General features: G+C 53.1%; 18 protein-coding genes. 4 read left to right on the top strand and 14 right to left on the bottom strand.

What is annotated here, in order from left to right; translation table 11 throughout:
- Nucleotides 1-28: 28 nt before the first annotated feature.
- The 14 genes from C3Z11_RS04990 to erpA all read right to left on the bottom strand — a co-directional run bounded on the left by C3Z11_RS04990 (nucleotide 29) and on the right by erpA (nucleotide 12,645).
- Nucleotides 29-448 carry a F0F1 ATP synthase subunit epsilon gene (locus C3Z11_RS04990; RefSeq protein ID WP_106476812.1) on the bottom strand — a complete coding sequence of 140 codons (420 nt, stop codon included), beginning with the start codon at nucleotides 446-448 and terminating at the stop codon, nucleotides 29-31.
- Nucleotides 449-475: 27 nt separating this feature from the next.
- Nucleotides 476-1,852, bottom strand: coding sequence for a F0F1 ATP synthase subunit beta (gene atpD / locus C3Z11_RS04985; protein WP_106476811.1), 1,377 nt, complete (start codon nucleotides 1,850-1,852; stop codon nucleotides 476-478).
- 45 nt (nucleotides 1,853-1,897) lie between these two features.
- Nucleotides 1,898-2,761, bottom strand: a complete 864-nt coding sequence (gene atpG, locus C3Z11_RS04980; protein ID WP_106476810.1) for a F0F1 ATP synthase subunit gamma — start codon at nucleotides 2,759-2,761, stop codon at nucleotides 1,898-1,900.
- Nucleotides 2,762-2,832: 71 nt separating this feature from the next.
- Nucleotides 2,833-4,377, bottom strand: a complete 1,545-nt coding sequence (gene atpA, locus C3Z11_RS04975) for a F0F1 ATP synthase subunit alpha (RefSeq protein WP_106476809.1) — start codon at nucleotides 4,375-4,377, stop codon at nucleotides 2,833-2,835.
- A 16-nt stretch (nucleotides 4,378-4,393) separates the two neighbouring features.
- The gene (locus tag C3Z11_RS04970; protein ID WP_106476808.1) at nucleotides 4,394-4,933 is read right to left on the bottom strand and encodes a F0F1 ATP synthase subunit delta; all 540 of its coding nucleotides are present in this window, start codon (nucleotides 4,931-4,933) and stop codon (nucleotides 4,394-4,396) included.
- 11 nt (nucleotides 4,934-4,944) lie between these two features.
- Nucleotides 4,945-5,415 carry a F0F1 ATP synthase subunit B gene (locus C3Z11_RS04965; protein ID WP_106476807.1) on the bottom strand — a complete coding sequence of 157 codons (471 nt, stop codon included), beginning with the start codon at nucleotides 5,413-5,415 and terminating at the stop codon, nucleotides 4,945-4,947.
- Between the two features lie 69 nt (nucleotides 5,416-5,484).
- Nucleotides 5,485-5,733 carry a F0F1 ATP synthase subunit C gene (gene atpE, locus C3Z11_RS04960; RefSeq protein ID WP_106476806.1) on the bottom strand — a complete coding sequence of 83 codons (249 nt, stop codon included), beginning with the start codon at nucleotides 5,731-5,733 and terminating at the stop codon, nucleotides 5,485-5,487.
- Nucleotides 5,734-5,801: 68 nt separating this feature from the next.
- On the bottom strand, nucleotides 5,802-6,671 hold the full coding sequence (gene atpB / locus C3Z11_RS04955) for a F0F1 ATP synthase subunit A (protein WP_106476805.1): 870 nt from the start codon (nucleotides 6,669-6,671) through the stop codon (nucleotides 5,802-5,804).
- Between the two features lie 15 nt (nucleotides 6,672-6,686).
- Entirely contained in the window at nucleotides 6,687-7,085 is a 399-nt protein-coding gene (locus C3Z11_RS04950) for a F0F1 ATP synthase subunit I (RefSeq protein WP_106476804.1), read from the bottom strand.
- A 225-nt stretch (nucleotides 7,086-7,310) separates the two neighbouring features.
- Nucleotides 7,311-8,252: a ParB/RepB/Spo0J family partition protein gene (locus tag C3Z11_RS04945; RefSeq protein WP_106476803.1), complete on the bottom strand. Its 942-nt coding sequence runs from the start codon at nucleotides 8,250-8,252 to the stop codon at nucleotides 7,311-7,313.
- Nucleotides 8,253-8,334: 82 nt separating this feature from the next.
- The gene (locus tag C3Z11_RS04940) at nucleotides 8,335-9,105 is read right to left on the bottom strand and encodes a ParA family protein (protein ID WP_106476802.1); all 771 of its coding nucleotides are present in this window, start codon (nucleotides 9,103-9,105) and stop codon (nucleotides 8,335-8,337) included.
- Between the two features lie 44 nt (nucleotides 9,106-9,149).
- Nucleotides 9,150-9,779: a 16S rRNA (guanine(527)-N(7))-methyltransferase RsmG gene (rsmG, locus tag C3Z11_RS04935; RefSeq protein ID WP_106476801.1), complete on the bottom strand. Its 630-nt coding sequence runs from the start codon at nucleotides 9,777-9,779 to the stop codon at nucleotides 9,150-9,152.
- Nucleotides 9,776-11,668, bottom strand: a complete 1,893-nt coding sequence (gene mnmG / locus C3Z11_RS04930; RefSeq protein ID WP_106476961.1) for a tRNA uridine-5-carboxymethylaminomethyl(34) synthesis enzyme MnmG — start codon at nucleotides 11,666-11,668, stop codon at nucleotides 9,776-9,778. The genes rsmG and mnmG overlap by 4 nt, the downstream gene beginning before the upstream one ends.
- 623 nt (nucleotides 11,669-12,291) lie before the next feature.
- Complete coding sequence (erpA, locus tag C3Z11_RS04925; protein ID WP_106476800.1) at nucleotides 12,292-12,645, bottom strand: iron-sulfur cluster insertion protein ErpA; 354 nt, start codon at nucleotides 12,643-12,645, stop codon at nucleotides 12,292-12,294.
- Between the two features lie 265 nt (nucleotides 12,646-12,910).
- On the opposite strand from erpA, the gene C3Z11_RS04920 reads away from it, so the two are divergent.
- The 4 genes from C3Z11_RS04920 to thiE all read left to right on the top strand — a co-directional run bounded on the left by C3Z11_RS04920 (nucleotide 12,911) and on the right by thiE (nucleotide 16,612).
- Nucleotides 12,911-14,668 (top strand): chloride channel protein, encoded by a 1,758-nt coding sequence (locus C3Z11_RS04920; protein ID WP_106476799.1) that lies wholly within the window; start codon nucleotides 12,911-12,913, stop codon nucleotides 14,666-14,668.
- 69 nt (nucleotides 14,669-14,737) lie between these two features.
- Complete coding sequence (gene hemJ, locus C3Z11_RS04915) at nucleotides 14,738-15,172, top strand: protoporphyrinogen oxidase HemJ (protein ID WP_262927240.1); 435 nt, start codon at nucleotides 14,738-14,740, stop codon at nucleotides 15,170-15,172.
- A 2-nt stretch (nucleotides 15,173-15,174) separates the two neighbouring features.
- Nucleotides 15,175-15,981, top strand: a complete 807-nt coding sequence (gene thiD / locus C3Z11_RS04910) for a bifunctional hydroxymethylpyrimidine kinase/phosphomethylpyrimidine kinase (RefSeq protein ID WP_106476797.1) — start codon at nucleotides 15,175-15,177, stop codon at nucleotides 15,979-15,981.
- Nucleotides 15,968-16,612, top strand: coding sequence for a thiamine phosphate synthase (thiE, locus tag C3Z11_RS04905; RefSeq protein ID WP_262927239.1), 645 nt, complete (start codon nucleotides 15,968-15,970; stop codon nucleotides 16,610-16,612). The genes thiD and thiE overlap by 14 nt, the downstream gene beginning before the upstream one ends.
- Nucleotides 16,613-16,623 lie beyond the last annotated feature (11 nt).

Raw genomic sequence — 16,623 nt, 5'->3', positions numbered from 1 at the left:
GCTCGCACAGGAATTTGCGCAGAAGTAATCAGCGCCGACCACGCAACTGATGCAGCGTCCGTAGCTTGGCTGTTGCCATCGCAAGTTCAGCCAAGGCATGTGAGTGGTCGAGCTCAGAGGCATTGCCATTGAGCGTACGACGCGCTTCATCACGTGCCTGTTCAGCAGCCGCTTCATCGAGATCACGCGCCCGTGCAGCATGATCGGCCAGTACAGAGATCGTATCAGGCTGAACCTCGAGAAAGCCTCCTGAAACGTAAAATATCTCTTCCGTGCCGCCTTCCCGGTACACACGTACCGGGCCAGGCGAAAGCATCGTGATCAACGGTGCGTGTCCAGGGCGAATGCCAAGGTCACCTTCACTACCGGCGGCAACGATCTGCTCAACCTTACCGGAAAAGATGCTTTTTTCTGCACTGACAATGTCACACTGGACACTTGTTGCCATAGGTGCTGTCCTCTTCGACCGGAGCCGTTACTTCATGCCTTTGGCTTTCTCGATGGCTTCGTCGATCGTACCGACCATGTAGAAGGCCTGTTCGGGCAGATCATCGTATTCACCGCTCAGAATGCCCTGGAAGCCACGGATAGTTTCCTTGAGCGAGACATACTTACCCGGTGCACCGGTGAATACCTCGGCGACAAAGAACGGCTGTGACAGGAAACGCTGAATTTTACGCGCTCGCGCCACAGTCTGCTTGTCCTCGTCGGAAAGCTCGTCCATACCCAGAATGGCAATGATGTCCTTGAGTTCCTTGTAACGCTGGAGGACGTTCTGGACATTGCGCGCAACACCATAATGCTCATCGCCGACGACCAAAGGATCGAGCTGACGCGATGTGGAATCAAGCGGATCAACCGCCGGATAAATACCCAGTTCCGCGATGGAGCGCGAAAGAACAACAGTCGCATCAAGGTGAGCAAAGGTTGTTGCCGGTGACGGGTCGGTCAAGTCATCTGCAGGGACGTAAACGGCCTGTACGGAAGTGATCGAACCGGTCTTGGTCGAGGTAATGCGCTCCTGAAGCAGCCCCATTTCCTCCGCCAGCGTCGGCTGGTAACCCACCGCAGACGGCATACGTCCGAGCAGTGCCGATACTTCGGTACCCGCCAAGGTGTAACGATAAATGTTGTCTACGAACAACAACACGTCACGACCTTCGTCACGGAATTGCTCGGCGATAGTCAGGCCTGTCAGCGCAACGCGCAGACGGTTGCCCGGCGGCTCGTTCATCTGACCGTAGACCAGCGATACCTTATCGAGAACGTTGGACTCCTTCATTTCGTAGTAGAAGTCGTTGCCCTCACGAGTACGCTCGCCCACCCCGGTGAATACGGAATAACCGCTGTGCTCAGTCGCGATGTTACGGATCAATTCCATCATGTTGACGGTCTTGCCCACGCCGGCACCACCAAACAGACCGACTTTACCGCCTTTGGCAAACGGACAAACCAGGTCGATGACCTTGATACCCGTCTCAAGCAGCTCACTGGAATTGGCTTGCTCGGCATAGGTCGGCGCTGCACGGTGGATTGGCATACGCTGGGTTTCACCAATCGGACCTGCTTCATCGATCGGTTCGCCGAGTACATTCATGATGCGGCCTAGCGTTTCCGTACCGACTGGCACGGAAATCGGCGCATGAGTATTTTCAACGTCGACGCCACGCTTAAGGCCCTCAGTAGAGCCCATAGCTATCGTGCGTACGACGCCATCGCCCAGCTGCTGCTGGACTTCCAGTACGGTCTCGGCATTGACTACATTCAGTGCGTCGTAAACCTTGGGCACTTCCGCCCGCGGGAACTCGACGTCAATTACCGGACCGATAACTTGTACGATACGTCCGCTCATCTTGGTTCCTCTTAACCTGCAAAAAAACCTGTTTCGCCTTAGACCCTAGACCGCAGCAGCCCCGCCGACGATCTCGGAAATTTCCTGCGTGATCGCCGCCTGACGCGCCTTGTTGTAAACCAGTTGAAGCTCGCCGATCAGATCACCCGCGTTGTCTGTGGCATTCTTCATGGCAATCATGCGCGCGGCCTGTTCGCAGGCAATATTCTCAACTACCGCCTGATAGACCTGTGATTCGACGTAGCGCACCAGCAGCTGGTCGAGCAGGGTCTTGGCATCCGGCTCATACAGGTAATCCCATAGATTGGGACGGTCTTGTTCAGCATTGTCATCCGCAAGGGGCAAGAGCTGACGGACGACCGGTTTCTGAGTCATGGTATTGACGAACTCGTTATAGACCACGTTAAGACGGTCGAGCTCGCCATTGTCAAAAGCTTCCAGCATGACCTTGACGTTACCAATCAGGTCCTGCACCGAGGGTGCATCTCCCAGTCCCGATTTGGCAGCCATCAGATTGCCACCATATTTACGGAAAAAGGCGCTGCCCTTGGTACCGAGCGTAGAGAATGACACTTCTACGCCCTTTTCACGCCATGCCTTGACGTCCCGTGCAACGGCCTTGAACAGATTGACGTTCAATCCACCTGCCAGACCACGATCGGATGACACCACGATATAGCCGACACGTTTGACATCACGTGTCTCGAAATACGGATGACGATATTCGGGATTGGCATGAGAAATATGACCAACCACCTGGCGTATCTGCCTGGCATACGGCTGACTGGCGGCCATGCGCTCTTGCGCCTTACGCATTTTTGAAGCTGCCACCATTTCCATGGCACTAGTGATCTTCTGCGTATTCTTAATGCTGCCGATCTGGGCTTTAATCTCTTTTCCGGCTGCCATAGCGTTGTCCTATTCGAACGACTCGGAACCCATTTGAAGAAATGTGGCCCGGCACTGCCAGGCCACCTACCTCAATAGCTCTGGGTCGATTTGAACGATTCGACGCCCGCCTTGAGGCCCTGCTGGATCTCGTTGTCGTAGCCGCCGGTCTGGTTAATCTTTTCAAGCAAATCGCTGTGTTCGGACTTCATGAAGCCCAGCAGCGCGCTTTCGAAATCCAGTACCTTATCAACCGGGACGTCAGCAAGATAACCTTCGTTAGCGGCATACAAGGATACCGCCATCTCGGCAATCGACATCGGCGAGTACTGTTTCTGCTTCATCAATTCAGTAACGCGCTGTCCATGCTCGAGCTGCTTACGAGTAGCTTCATCAAGATCGGAAGCGAACTGTGAGAACGCGGCCAGCTCACGGTACTGAGCAAGTGCCAGACGAACACCACCGCCGAGTTTCTTGATGATCTTGGTCTGCGCTGCCCCACCTACACGCGAAACCGACAGACCAGCATTGATGGCCGGACGAACGCCCGAATTGAAAAGGCCTGTTTCAAGGAATATCTGGCCATCGGTGATCGAGATCACGTTAGTCGGAACGAATGCCGAAACATCGCCGCCCTGGGTCTCGATGAGAGGCAAGGCAGTCAATGAGCCTGTCTTTCCCTTCACTTCGCCATTGGTGAACTTCTCCACATAATCAGCATTGACACGTGAGGCACGCTCAAGCAGACGAGAGTGGAGATAGAATACGTCACCTGGATAGGCTTCACGGCCCGGCGGACGACGCAGAAGCAGAGATATCTGACGATAGGCCCAAGCCTGCTTGGTCAGATCGTCATAGACGATCAGCGCATCTTCACCGCGATCACGGAAGAACTCACCCATCGAACAGCCGGAGTAGGGTGCCAGAAACTGCATTGCAGCAGGATCAGCCGCACCGGCGGCAACGACGATGGTATGTTCCATCGCGCCGTGCTCTTCGAGCTTGCGTACAATGTTGGCAACGGTCGACTGCTTCTGACCGATGGCAACATAGACACAGGTAATGCCCTTGCCTTTCTGGTTGATGATCGCATCTATGGCGATCGCCGACTTACCGATCTGACGGTCGCCGATGATCAACTCACGCTGGCCACGGCCAATCGGCACCATCGCGTCGATCGCTTTCAAACCGGTCTGAACCGGCTGATCAACACCCTGACGAGAGATGACGCCCGGTGCGATCTTCTCTACCGCATCGGTGTGCTGGGCATTGATATCGCCCTTACCATCTATCGGACTACCGAGTGCATCGACAACGCGACCAATCAGTTCGCGCCCTACCGGCACTTCGAGAATGCGACCAGTACATTTACCGGTCATGCCTTCTTCGAGCTGCATGTAATCGCCGAGTACGACCACCCCGACGCTGTCACGCTCGAGGTTCATGACCATGCCATAAATGCTGTTCGGGAATTCGATCATTTCGCCGAACATGGCGTCGTTGAGGCCATGGATCTGGACGATACCGTCGGCAACGCTGACGATGGTGCCCTCGTTGCGGGCTTCCTGAGCCATATCGAGGTTCTCGATACGGCCCTTGATGATGTCGCTGATTTCGGAAGGATTCAGTTGCTGCATGCCATGTCCCTCGACCTCAGACGTTCAAGGCGCTGGTCAGCTGGGCCAATCGTCCACGCACGGATCCGTCGATGACGGTATCCCCGGCACGAATGATGACGCCACCAAGAAGCGACTTGTCCACCTGAGTGGTAATAGAGATTTCGCGATTCAGGCGCTTTTTAAGCGCACTGGCGAGCTTGCCCTGCTGCTCGTCATCCAGCGCATAGGCGGAGATAAGCGTGACGTCGACGCGGCGCTCGAACTCGGCGCGCTCATGCTCAAATAACTCGGCTGCCTCAGGTAGCAGGGTCAAGCGATCCTGTTCACCCAATACATGCACAAAATTACGGCCATGCTCATCAAGCGCGTCGCCACACACCTCGATCACGATTTCGGCTTTTTTGTCGTCAGCCAAACGCGGATCGTGCAGCAACGTTTGTATACGCTCGTGTTCAATAACCTGAGCCAAGGTAGTCAGCATTGCTGACCACCTATCGAAGCCACCCTTCTCATCCCGCGCCAGCTCGAACGCAGCCTTAGCGTAAGGTCGGGCAAAGGTTGACGTTTCCGCCATGTGTTACCTCCTCAAAGCTCAGCGGCGAGCTTGTCGAGAAGCACACGATGTGTCTTCTCATCGACAGAGGTTTCCAGAATGCGCTCAGCGCCAATAACGGCAAGCGAGGCAACCTGGGCACGCAGCTCTTCCTTCGCGCGATTTATTTCCTGATCGATTTCAGCACGCGCATTCTCAATCATGCGCTCGCCTTCAGCTCGCGCATTGTCACGCGCTTCTTCGATCATATGATTTGACCGCGTCCGGGCCTGCTCGATAATTCTAGCTGCCTCATCCCGGCTTTCGCGTAACGTCTTCTCGGCTTCTTCATTAGCCTGTTCGAGTTCACGCTGAGCACGGCTGGCAGCGTCAAGTCCATCGGCAATCTTCTTCTGTCGTTCCTGCAATGCCTGAGTGACCGGTGGCCACACGTACTTCATGCAAAACCATACGAAGACTGCAAAGGCGATGGACTGACCGATCAAAGTTAGGTTCAGATTCACGCCAGCACCTCTCGCTTAACAAGTTCGTGGTTAGTTGCATACCGGTGGCCATACGGCCACGGTGATGCTTTAACCAACAAACGGGTTGGCGAAGGTGAAGAACAGCGCGATACCAACACCGATCATGGTGACAGCGTCGAGCAGACCGGCCACGATGAACATTTTGACCTGCAGTTGCGGAATCATTTCCGGTTGACGTGCAGCGCCTTCGAGGAACTTGCCGCCGAGAATGCCGAAGCCAATAGCGGTGCCCAAGGCACCCAGGCCGATCAGCAGGGAAACGGCGATTGCAGTCATACCCAGAATTTGTGCTTCCATGGTGTACTCCCAGTTTCAGTCAATCAAGTTATGGTTAAGGGTTAGTCAAGGGGTGCCAGCGCTGAGACTCAATGCTGCTCTTCGCTAGCCTGGCTCAGATACACAATCGTCAGCATCATGAAAATAAAGGCCTGTAACACGATGATGAGGATGTGGAATGTTGCCCAGGCAAAATGCAGCGGCAGCTGCCACAGGCCAAGCAACGCGATTAGTATAAAGATCAATTCGCCCGCATAGAGGTTACCGAACAGACGCAATGCCAGTGAAACTGGCTTGGCCAGTAACGTCACTGCTTCAAGCAGGAAATTGATCGGAATCAGCAATACCTGCGCAAACTTGTTGGAACTCGAGAACGGATGCAGGGTGAGCTCGGCGATGAAACCGGAAAAACCCTTTATCTTGATCGAGTAGAAAATCACCAGAGCGAACACCGACAGCGCCAGTCCAAGTGTCGCGTTGATATCCGTGGTAGGTACAACACGGAAAAACACGTGATGAGGATCTGCTCCAAAAAACGATACGCCAATTTCCTGCGCAAGCTGCGGGAGCCAATCAACCGGCACCAAATCGAGCAGGTTGAGAAGAAATATCCAGACGAAAATAGTTAAAGATAGAGGCGCAATCAGCCGATTCTTACCATGGAACGATTCTTTAACTGAGTTGTCTACGAACTCAACAAGCATTTCGACCATGTTCTGAAGGCCAGAAGGAACTCCCGTAGTGGCTGCTCGGGCGGCTTTGCGGAAAAGCCACAAAAACAGTACGCCCATCGCGATGGACCAGCCCAGTGTATCAACATTAATTGCCCAGAAACCCATGTCGCTGGCTTCTTGTGCATTATGTGCGAACGATAGGCCATTTTCAGGATGTAGACCAAAGGTCAGATTCTGAAGATGGTGCTGAATATACTCGCTGGTTGTTTGAGTAGTGCCTGCCATTATGCTGCCTCGGATCTAGGTGGACGATCGTTTGAGCACTAGCCATGGTCCAAGCCAATGCACCAGTTGAACCGCCACGTAAGCGCCAAAAAAGAAAGCTGGGTTTGAAGGCGGCGCTGTGATGAAAACGATCGTAAACAACGCCACCGTCAAACCGAACTTTCCGGCTTCTGCCTTGTAGAAACCAGTAATGATCTGTCGAGCCATACGCGCACCCTGAACACGAAAGGCACGCCATGCGAAATAAAGATTCGGTAGCAGACAAACCAGTCCGCCCAATAAAGCTGACTGTGCCGCTCCATAGCCTTGAGTTAAGGCGCTAATGACTGTCAATACCAGTGCTACAGCCAATTGAACTATAAGCAAGCGATAAACATGAGGGCGCTTCAACGCCGCCGGTGTCGAGTAATGCATCGGATTGCGGATTGTTGCGCCTATGGTTTGCCACTACCCCACAGCGGGGAAGCCCGGCGGATTATAAGAGAGCAGCATTGAAGCATCAATGCGCGGATGCGCTAAACTTTAAGTATTTTCACCGGTTTGCGACCAAAGCGTGACTAACATGCAGTAAAGTGCGGCATTTTGTCACGATCACGCCTTGCTTTCTTAAACAACAATTAAGCCTGATAACCTGCATGGCTAACGAATATGGGCAAGAATGCCGTCAAGCTCGTCGAGACTTGTGTAACGGATCGTCAAACGGCCCTTTCCTGCTTTGCCATGATCAATCTTGACCTGTGCACCTAAAAGTTCCGCCAGTTGCATTTCGAGGCGCCCCACATCAGCAGGAGGAGATACTTCTCCCCCCTTTGTCTCTCCCTGCGTCAGCCGTTTCACTAGCGCTTCGGTTTGACGTACAGTCAGATCCTTGGCCACGACATCGCGTGCCGCGTGCCGCTGTCGTACGCCCTTCAGCGCCAGCAGAGCCCTGGCATGCCCCACATCAAGATCGCCCCGTTCCAGAAGCGTCTGGACTTCATCTTCAAGTGCGAGCAGGCGCAACAAATTGGCAATCTGGGCGCGTGACTTTCCAACAGCATCAGCAACCTGCTGTTGAGTTAGTTCAAATTCGTCCATCAGGCGTTTGAGCGCTAGCGTTTCCTCAATAGGATTGAGATTTTCACGTTGAATATTCTCGATTAGCGCCATTGCCAGCGCGGTTTCGTCATCGAGCTCACGTACAACCGCAGGGATGACGTCAAGATCGGCTAGCTGCGCGGCACGCCAGCGCCTCTCACCGGCAATGATTTCATAGCGTGGCTTGTTACCTGAGGAGACGATAGGACGAACCACAATGGGCTGCATTACGCCACGCGCGCGGATCGAAGCGGCGAGTTCTTCAAGCCGTTCCGGCTGGATGTCACGCCGTGGCTGGTACTTGCCACGTGTCATCTGGCCGAGCGGTAATCGCATCAGCACTTCACCTCCAAAGCCAGGCGCGTCAGGAATACTGACATCGGCGCTGGAATCACGAGTAGAGGTGGCCTTATCTTCAATCGCTACCGGTGCAACCGTGCGCTGCTTGGCGCCTGCGCCGATCAAGGCATCCAAACCTCGTCCTAATGCACGTTTACGCGTCATGACGTTTCCTCAACCAAACCCTTCGATCGATTGCGGCATGATGAAACCGATCGGCTACTGTTAAAAGACAGTCCCTTACGCTTTACAGCGACAGGCGACGTACCAATTCCTTGGCCAGAACCCGATAGGCATGACTACCCCGGGATAGCTTGGCATATTTGGTCACGGGCAGGCCATGGCTTGGCGCCTCGGCTACTCGTACATTGCGAGGGATAGCGGTCTTCAGCAGCACATCACCGAAATAGTCCGATAGCTGCTTACTAACATCACGCGTCAAACTGTTGCGGTTATCGAACATGGTGCGCACGATCCCATAGACTTCAAGGGAAGGATTGATACTGTCGCGAATCTGTTCAACGGTATCGAGCAGCGCGGACAATCCTTCAAGTGCGTAAAACTCGCACTGCAGCGGGATCAGAACGCCATGCGACGCAGCCAAGGCATTAACCGTGAGCATATTAAGCGAGGGTGGACAGTCGATCAAAACGACATCGTAATCGTTGGCCACTCCGCTGATTGCATCATCGAGACAGCGTTCGCGATTTTCATGTGAGAGCAAGTCGACTTCAGCAGCGGTGAGATCACCATTGCCCGGCAACAACGAATAGCCGGCTTCCCCACATTTGATGATTACTTCATCGGCACGTTTATCGCCAAGTAGAACCTCGAGTGCTCCCCCCTTCGATAAGTCATACTTATCGACGCCACTGCCCATGGTGGCATGGCCTTGTGGGTCGAGATCGACGAGGAGCACACGCTTTTTGAGCGAACTCAGAGACGCGGCCAGGTTAACGGCTGTTGTGGTTTTGCCCACGCCACCTTTCTGGTTGGTCAGCGCGATGATCCGGGTCACGAAAGGTATCCTTCCTTGTTGTGGACGGTCAGAAAAATGACAAGTCAGTGCTCGGCGACGAGGCGTAAAAGATGACGCTGGCCGGGCTCATTTGGTACGTTAAGCACGATAGTATCAACGAGATGTGCTTGCTGAGGCATGGCAACATCAGCACCTTCAAGCCGTCCTTTCATCGCCAACCATTCACCTTGGGGCTTGATCAGTGCACGACTAGTCGAAACGAAGGTATCAAGAGATGAAAATGCCCGGCTAAGGATCTGATCGAATCCTTGAGGGTCTTCAAAGGCCTCAACACGTGCCTGGAAAGGGGTAACGTTCTTTAATCCAAGCTCAAACGTGGCTTGGCGCTGAAAACGTACTTTCTTGCCATTGCTGTCTAGCAGCGTGATGTCAAGCTCGGGCATAACGATCGCAAGTACCAAGCCGGGCAGGCCTGCGCCCGCGCCAACATCAAGCACCCTTGGTCCGTGAACCCATGGCATTATCGACAGGCTATCGAGCAGATGGCGTGAAACCATTGTCTCCGGGTCGCGCACGGCGGTGAGGTTATAAGCGCGATTCCACTTATGCAACAGTGCCAGAAAATCGAGTAGCCGCGTTCGAGCCAGGGCATCAAGCGTGATGCCCTGTGCTGCGCAGCCTTCATCGAGCAAACGTTCACACGCAGGGGTCATATATTCGCCACGCGTACTTTGTTACCACGGTCACGCTTTTTGAGATGAATCAGCAGCAATGACACTGCTGCCGGCGTGACACCGGAAATACGTCCCGCTTCAGCCAACGTTTCAGGCCGGGCCGCTTTCAGCTTCTGACGAATCTCACTCGACAGCCCGTCGATACGATCGTAATCGAGCCATTCCGGAAGCCGTGTGGCCTCATGGCGGCGCAACTTATCGATTTCACCCTGTTGGCGTTCGATATAACCCTGATACTTGGCCTGAATCTGCACTTGCTCACTAATGCTTTCATCATCGGTTGCCCCATCTGCAAGCGGGGCGATATCAGCATATTCCAGCTCAGGACGACGCAGCAGATCCATGAGGCGATATTCGTGCGTCAGGGGTCCTGTCTTACCGGTCAGTTGCTTTGCTGCTGCACTGTTGGGCTGAACCCAGATGCTTTCGAGCCTTTGAGTTTCTTTGACGATCGCCTCACGCTTGGAGGCAAAGGCGGCGAAACGTACATCATCGACCACGCCCAAATCCCGTCCAGTCTGGGTCAGACGCAGATCGGCATTGTCCTCTCGCAGCAGGAGCCGGTATTCAGCGCGTGAGGTGAACATTCGATAAGGTTCCTGCGTTCCCATTCGAATCAAATCATCAACCATCACACCAATGTAGGCTTCATCTCGACGCGGTGACCATGAATCGAGAGACTTGGCACGCCGTGCGGCATTGAGACCGGCTAAAAGTCCCTGTGCTGCAGCTTCTTCATAACCGGTAGTCCCATTGATTTGTCCGGCAAAAAACAGGTTGTGGACAAATTTTGTTTCCAACGAATGCTTCAAGTCACGTGGATCAAAGAAATCATATTCGATCGCATAGCCTGGCCGTGTGATATGAGCATTTTCAAGGCCACCGATCGAACGAACCACTTCAAGCTGCACATCGAACGGCAGCGATGTCGAAATACCGTTGGGATAGAGCTCATGGGTATCAAGCCCTTCCGGTTCGATAAAGACCTGATGACTCTGCTTATCGGCAAAACGATGGATCTTGTCTTCAATCGAGGGGCAATAACGTGGACCGATACCCTCGATGACCCCGGTATACATCGGTGAACGATCAAGATTGGCACGAATAATATCGTGAGTTCGCTCATTGGTATGGGTAATGAAACAGCTTACCTGAGCGGGATGCATCGCTTGATTGCCCAGGTAAGACATCACTGGCTGCGGTGTATCACCAGCCTGTTCATCCATGACCGAGAAATCAACTGATTTGGCATCGATGCGAGGCGGTGTGCCTGTTTTCAACCTTGCCACGTTGAAGGGCAGTTCTCGCAATCGTGCTGCCAAGGCATTCGAAGGAGGATCGCCTGCACGCCCACCAATGTGTTTCTCAAGGCCAATATGAATTACACCACCTAGAAAAGTGCCCGTGCATAGCACAACGGTTTCGCTTTTAAACCTTATCCCACCCTGGGTAACAACGCCGCGTACGGTATCGCCTTCAACGATGAGATCATCTGCTGCCTGCTGGAAAAGCGTCAGATTAGGCTGGTTCTCCAGCATCCCACGTATTGCAGCCTTGTAACGCACACGATCGGCTTGAGCACGAGTGGCGCGTACTGCTGGCCCCTTACGGGCATTCAGAACACGAAACTGAATGCCACCATGATCAGTTGCCAGCGCCATTGCGCCACCAAGTGCATCGATTTCTTTAACCAGATGACTCTTGCCAATGCCGCCAATTGCGGGATTACACGACATTTGACCAAGTGTTTCGATGTTATGTGTCAGAAGAAGGGTCTGACAACCCATGCGGGCGGCGGCAAGTGCGGCTTCGGTTCCTGCATGACCACCGCCGATGACGATAACGTCAAAGCGGCTTGGATAATCCACGTTGTACCTCGGAAACACGACGGTGTTGGGGATAAAGAGGAATAGAAAGGCCGGCATTATAACGTGCCTGTGGGTAACCGTCAGTGGTTTTCCACAACTCTTTTTTAACTACTAATAAATAAAGAAATAGTTTTATTTAAAAGAAGTTTTGTTGTTGTAGTGATTATTAGGGAGACTGAAAACTGTGGAAAAGAAAAATTAGTTGTTTATTAACATTATGTTGGGCTGTTCACAATTATGTATAAATAGCTTGCATAGCCTGCGTAGTAAGAGAGGACAGGCTGTGGATGAAATGCGCATTTATCCACTAGCGTATTTTTCCATAGCTTGTTAAGAAATGCATACCTCAGTTGTTACCGTAGTCGTGCACGTTTGTAATAAAAGAAGGCAGGCGGGAGATAGCGCGGGTTATGGCGTTAAAAAGAGGGGCAGCAGGAAAAATTTATCCACAGGCACAAAAAATATTTTTTATGCGCCTGAGACGGTTTTACACCCAATACGTCGGCTAATTGTCATCACCAACGGGTACAGATGCGCATGGAAGCATCAGGAAAGATAGGTATAGACATGAAAACGCCCCACAAGAAGGCGGGGCGTAAAAGCGGTTATTCAGATTGAACTGATCAAACAGTGAACGACGCACCACAGCCGCAAGTAGTGGTGGCATTTGGATTGTGTATCAAGAAACGTGCTCCCATCAGTCCTGTTTCGAAATCAACCGTTGAGCCGACAAGATATTGATAGCTCAATGGATCAACAACCAGAGACACATCGCCATTCTCAATAATGGTGTCATCGTCATTGATGGTTTCGGCAATGTCGAAACCATACTGGAAGCCCGAACATCCGCCACCGGTCACATAAACGCGCAGTTTAAGTGCTGGGTTGTTCTCTTCAACGCTTAGCTGGCGAACGCGGTTCGCAGCAGCATCGGTGAAGATGAGCGGTGTCGGGACGAACGTTTCAGCCCCGCTCATCGCAGCCTCCTATAGAAGATATTGTAAAGATGTTTGGTTGAAGTACCGACCATTATCGGCAAACCCCACTATTTCGGTCAAATAAAGCACTTTTTTCTGAATTGCAGTAATCGTTACCGGCTATCAGTGGATTGAGCAATGCGCTTGATGCCGCATTAGCAAGGAAACTATTGCTGTAGGGTAGCAGGTTGTTGGACGTGATCAGTGCTTACCCGCTTATACTATTATATTTAACGCTGTTGACCTTGTGCTCCAGGAGTCCGCCTTGCCGCGCCGCCGTCTGAGTGCTTCGCTTTTCAATCTCGATAACTTTCGCCGTCAGCTTGCTAGCGTCGATGCCTTGCCACAGCTTTGTCTTCTTGGTGTCCTTTCCGGGCTTCTGACCGGCATATTGATGGTGCTGTTTCGACAATTGATTAGTTTTGGCGCATGGCTGTTCATGCCTGGCGGGTATTCTGAAGCATTTGAATCCATGCCCACGTATTGGCGTGCCACCATGCCGTTGATTGCAGTGATGATTATTGGCATAGGACTTTATGTCCTGCAGCCACAGCGTGCTCAGAAGCTGGGTATTGGTCATGTTATCGAACGCCTGACCAATCATCAGGGGCAACTGCCACTGGCCAACTGGCTCAACCAGTGGTGGGTGGGGGTTATATCAGTGCTCGGTGGACTTTCTGCTGGCCGCGAAGGCCCGGCAATTCATCTTGGAGCGGGAGCTTCGAGTTGGATTGGTGAACAGCTGCGATTGCCTCATAACAGCTTGAGGGTGCTGGTTGCCTGCGGTACGGCGGCAGGTATCTCGGCCTCCTTCAATACGCCCATCGCCGGAGTCATTTTCGCCATGGAAGTGGTGATGATGGAATATACCCTGACGGGGTTCATGCCGGTGATTCTGGCCTCGACCATGGGGGCTATGGTGTCCCAACTGTTTTATGGTACTGAGCCGGCTTTTGCTGTCCCGCCCCAAATTATTGGCCGGCTCGTTGATATTCCATGGATTACCGTGACGGCTCTTGTGATTGGCATGCTGGCAGGAGGCTTCATCCGTTTGGCGGGGCTGGCGAAGCAACTTGATCGATATCCGTGGTGGCTCAGGTTAGCCGGTATTGGTGCGCTGACCGGTATGGTGGCTTGGTGGTACCCCGAAGTACAGGGAATTGGCTATGACAGCGTAGAGGTGACCCTTAATGGCCATCCTGCCCTCGATATGCTGTTTGCCGTGGCGCTGGCCAAGCTCATACTCACGGCGCTGACCTTGGCGTGTGGCGTGCCGGTCGGCATTATTGGGCCGATTCTAGTGGCGGGTGCGTCTGCTGGTGCGCTTTGTGGCATCGCTGGCGTGGCATTGTTACCAGCGCTGGGCGCGGATCCTAATCTCTATGCCATGCTGGGTATGGCGGCAATGATGGGGGCCGTTTTGCAGGCACCCTTGGCAGCAATCATGGCATTGATCGAGTTGACCCATAATCCCAATATCATTCTTTACGGTATGTTGGCAGTAGTGATAGCAGGTCTGACGAGCCGACAACTCTGGCATTGCCAAGGATTTTTTATTTCGACACTCGCCCAGCAGGGAATGCATCCGTTGCAGCAGCCATTGATGCAGGCGCTGTCACGTATAGCTGTGCCTGCAGTGATGGAGCGTGCCATCGTCCGTACCCAGGCCGAAGTCTCGCGCGCTCAGGCGCAAAAGTTGCTCGATGCCAATCCTGTCTGGCTGATAATTAGCCGCAATGAGGGTCAGGAACCGGTTGCGCTAGTCGCAGCCGATTTGGCCCGGTTGCTTCTTGATGAACACTATCAAAATATGGAATCCATCGATTTGCTCGATATTCCAGGTAAACGCCTTGATCTGGCACCGATAAATCTTCAGGCCACGCTCTCGGAAGCTTATGATCAGTTAAACGAATACGGAACGGATGCTCTTTATGTCGAGCACACTACTGCCCCGATGATCCGCAAGATTTCGGGTATCATTTCGCGTGAGGCGATTGAAAACTATTACCGCTATAGACGTTAGCTTCTGGTCAATGAAAGCTAACAGCATATAACTATCATCCGTGAAGCGTTTGTATATCAAGGAGTAATTATGTACCCGTGGATTCTGTCGCTGCATATCATCGCGATCATCTGTTGGTTTGCAGCGCTGTTTTATCTGCCGAGGCTGTTCGTCTATCACACTTACGCGCTAAAGGAAGGGGATGAACGCGGTGCCAAGCGTTTCGAGGTCATGGAACGCAAACTTTATCGCGGCATCATGACCCCTTCGATGATTGCGGTACTGGTGTTCGGCATTTGGCTTTTGGCACTCAATTTTTCCGCCTATATGGCCCAAGGGTGGATCTATACCAAGCTGGCGCTGGTGGTAGTGCTGATTGGTTATCATCATATCTGTCTGGCCCATATGAAACGCTTCGTCAACGGCACCAATACGCGCAGCCATGTTTACTATCGCGTCTTTAATGAAGTGCCAACGATCATTCTGGTCGCCATAGTAATTCTTTCCTTCGTCAAGCCCTTCTGATCATGTCATCCCTGCCGGTTGTTCTTGTCTTTGCCGGTCATGACCCTACCGGCGGGGCAGGGTTTGTTGCCGATAGCGAGGCCATCCACGCCCTCGGAGGGTGGGCACTTACGGTTCCGACGGCGCTTACGGTGCAGACGACTTTGGACGTTCAGGTCGTTACGCCTTGTCCTGGCGAGCATATTGTTGCCGCTGCAGAGGCATTGCTTAGCGATTTTACTGTCGCAGCAATCAAGATCGGGCTGATAGCAAGCATCGAAGCATTGGAGGCTATTGCGGAGATTTGCAGTCGTCTTCCCGACGTACCGGTAATCATTGATCCGGTACTCAAGGCAGGAGGGGGCTATGAGTTTTCCTCTGAAGCACTAATCGTGGCGTTTCGACGTCAATTATTACCTCATGCGTCTCTGCTTACGCCTAATCTTGCTGAACTTGAACGCTTGGCCCCTGATCAGGGTCGTTCGGCTCAACGTGCCAAGAAACTTATCCACATGGGATGTGCTGCGGTACTTGCTACAGGTACCGATGTTCCCGGTATGGCCCCCGCAGATGAGATTATCCACACCCTGTTTACGCATCGTGAGGAAAGAGCTTGGTGCTGGCCTCGTTTGGCTGGCAGCTATCACGGTTCAGGATGCACACTCGCTTCGGCCTGCGCTGTCGAGCTTGCCAAGGGCAACACATTGGAAGAGGCTTGTACGCGTGCGCAGCACTTTACTTGGCAAAGTCTTGTGAGGGCGCATCGTCTTGGCTACGGTCAAGCGTTGCCCGCTCGTTATCATGTGGAGAGAGACAGTGTACGTAATTGATCCTGTACATAGTGACTGGCAGCAAGGCATTTATGCGCTGACGGATGCCGCTCTCTTACCTGATGACGATATATTACTATCACGTGCCGAGGCGGCACTTGCCGGCGGACTGGCATTGCTGCAATACCGAGACAAATCCGATGATGCAGTCAAGCGTCGACGCCAAGCGAGTGCGTTGGCTGTACTGTGCCGTGATTACGGTACGCCACTAATCATCAATGATGATGTCGTACTGGCCGAGCAGCTAAACGTGGGGGTACACCTGGGGCGCGAAGACGGCTCGATCGCACAGGCGCGTGAGCGGCTCGGGCCTGATGCGATTATCGGCGCGACCTGCCATGCCAGACTCGACTTGGCAGTTCAGGCGGCGCGGGAAGGTGCCAGCTATCTTGCTTTCGGGCGTTTTTTTGTCTCGAAGACCAAGCCTCATGCACCGCCGGCTGAACTTTCAGTGTTGCGTGAAGCAGGTTATTTGGGGTTACCGCGCGTCGCCATTGGCGGCATCAGTGCAAGCAATGCGCCGCAGGCCTTTTCCGCAGGCGCTGAACTTGTTGCTGTCGTGCACGCGGTGTTCGGTCATGACGATCCAAAATCTGCGGTCGAAACATTAAAGGCGGGCCTGATAGGCTAAGCTTTGACATA

It is taken from the genome of Phytohalomonas tamaricis (assembly GCF_003012345.1).
GTDB lineage: Bacteria > Pseudomonadota > Gammaproteobacteria > Pseudomonadales > Halomonadaceae > Phytohalomonas > Phytohalomonas tamaricis.
Note: the sequence above shows the minus strand (reverse complement) of the source record. Positions and strands in the feature narration are given on the sequence as shown.